Source organism: Psychrobacter sp. T6-1 (assembly GCF_052258445.1).
This window is the reverse complement of sequence record NZ_JBQQFC010000342.1, coordinates 1-2379: the sequence shown is the minus strand read 5'-3', so window position 1 is coordinate 2379 and position 2379 is coordinate 1. Positions and strand designations below refer to the sequence as shown.

The 2379-nt window shown below is 41.2% G+C and carries 2 protein-coding genes; both read left to right on the top strand.

Features of this window, described 5'->3' with window-relative positions; translation table 11 throughout:
* The first annotated feature begins 575 nt into the window (after positions 1-575).
* Entirely contained in the window at positions 576-1475 is a 900-nt protein-coding gene (locus tag ACTXGO_RS12540; RefSeq protein ID WP_443574770.1) for an SMP-30/gluconolactonase/LRE family protein, read from the top strand.
* Between the two features lie 176 nt (positions 1476-1651).
* Positions 1652-2379 (top strand): YidX family protein (locus tag ACTXGO_RS12535; protein ID WP_443574769.1); only part of this gene is annotated, 728 nt, incomplete at its 3' end.

Sequence of the window (2379 nt, the reverse complement as noted above, 5' to 3'; positions counted from 1 at the left end):
AATAATGATAATAATATCCTGACAAATGTTTTTAATTATTGCTCTTAACTTATTGATAACTATAAATAAAAAAGTTTTTTGTAAACGTATTTATTATTCGTATAAACGGATGTTATATATGAATTTATTTAAATATTAAATCTTAATACATGATTATATATAGCTTGAGAGCAGTTTAATTGATTCTAAAAGACGCCAAAATATGGTGAAAGCACTGTTGTCAATCACCTTGTATGAAAGTTGGTATCATAATTGCTTACGTTTACATCAATAAAAAATATGTTATAAATAACCTGTCTACAAAAATCAAGGATGAATGGAGTGACAGGTCTAAAATTCTATACCAACGGTCATATCATGACTAAAGCTGACAGTATGAACCAAAAGCTTATCACTTTAGCTCAGCAATACGACACATCGTCGGCAGCTGTCATTATGGATATGAATATTAAACCAAGATATTGTCATCGATATTTAACTTGCCTTACGACTAGTTCAAAAATTATGTTGCGCGCAGCAGTCGTTATTTTAAACCAACACTTTAAATACGAGTTTAAAAATTAGGAATGATGACAATGTCAAATTACGAGTTAAATGTGGTAGTAGATGACTTCCATTATTTAGAAGGACCGCGCTGGTACCAAGATGCCTTGTGGTTCGTCGATTTTTATACTAAAGGCGTGTACCGTATCAATGATGCTGGCGACGCTGAAAAGATCGTCCATGTTGAAGAACAACCCTCAGGCTTAGGCTGGTTACCTGATGGTCGTATGTTAGTGGTCTCCATGAAAGATCGAAAAATACTACGTTTAGAAGACGATGGCGAGCTAGTCGTTCATGCGGATATCTCTGAACATTGCGGCGGACATGCCAACGATATGGTGGTTGCGCTAAATGGTAATGCTTATGTTGGTGATTTTGGGTTTGATTTAACAGGCGGTGAGGACTTTAAAGAAACAGGGTTAGTTCTGGTTAGACCTGATGGTAGCTCACAAGTAGTCGCCGAAGGGTTATGCTTTCCAAATGGTATGGTCATCTCAGCAGATGAAAAGACCTTGATCGTCAACGAGATGTTTGGCAATAGAATCTCGCAATTTGAGGTGTATGATGATGGCACCTTAGGACCAAGACGAGACTTTGCAAACTTTGGCGAGCTTGGTGATGAGCCAGATCTATCTAAGCGTGTTGAGCGCGCTCAGATTCTACCCGATGGTTTAACCTTAGATCAAGAAGGCGCGGTTTGGATTGCCGATACTCTCAATCATCGCGTTGCACGTATCAAAGAGGGCGGGGAGATACTAGAGGTTGTCGAGACGGCCCCTGAAGGCATCTTTGCAGTCATGCTTGGCGGAGCTGATGGCAAAACGCTATTTATGTGTGCAGCGCTCGACTGGGATGAGGAGTCGCGCAAGGCTGAAACCAAAGGGCGCATGTTATCTACGCGAGTTGAAGTCGCTCACGATGGGACACCCTAAAATAAACTTTTATCATTGAATTAAGAAGCAACGACAGCAATGTGGTTGCTTTTTTTGTTTTAAGAAGAGCTCTTTTAGAGGGTGTCAAAGGGCAAGCAAACATCTTGTTTTATCCCTAAATATAAAGCAATATGAGCTATATTATATAGAGTCATCACCTACAAGGACGTCTTATCATGGCTACAAATACACTTCCTTTATCTGGCAAACTCATCCTAAAGTCAATGATGCTGGGTGCATCAGTAGTTGCGCTACTAGCCAGCTCAGGCTGCGCGACCGATTCTTTGTTGCAAGATAACAATACAGTGAGCGAGCGCTCTGTCAAGACCCTGCTATCGCAAGACCAAATCATCGCTTTTGGGCGTCCTGCGCAAATACTGCCTAAAACGCCAAATGCGACGATGGTCATCGTTGGTGAAAAGAACAGCTACGTGCTAACCCAAGGTGGAACTGAAATGGTCAATCTGCTGACCAATCTGACCCCAAAAAATATCCAAGTCGAAAACGATATGAGCTTTACCGTACCAAATAATGATGGCTACTTTCAAGGTCAAATGAAGCTGTCTTATGCCAAATTAAAGGACGAGTTTGCCCGCAGTGATTATCAATTCTTTTTGCAAAACGGCGGACAAGATTGTACCTCTGCCAGTGATACGCGTATCAATGCCCAGCGCTTTTGTTTTACCGTACCAGTCAAAGGTGCTATCTACCCACAAGTGAGCAATTTGAGCATGATTCAATCGCAGTACCGTGCTTTGAGCAAACCCTATACTGTGACCTTTTATGGTCAAACTAAGCAAACCCAAGTCAATTCAGGCGGTACGAGTACGGCTGGTAAGCTAGTGTTATTGCCTTTTGCGCTGGCCTTTGATGTGGTGACTTTTCCAATACAGCTGTTAGATAG

Excerpts from the sequence above, each read along its gene's own strand:
- ACTXGO_RS12540 (WP_443574770.1), top strand. The coding sequence starts at position 576 with ATGTCAAATTACGAGTTAAATGTGGTAGTAGATGACTTCCATTATTTA.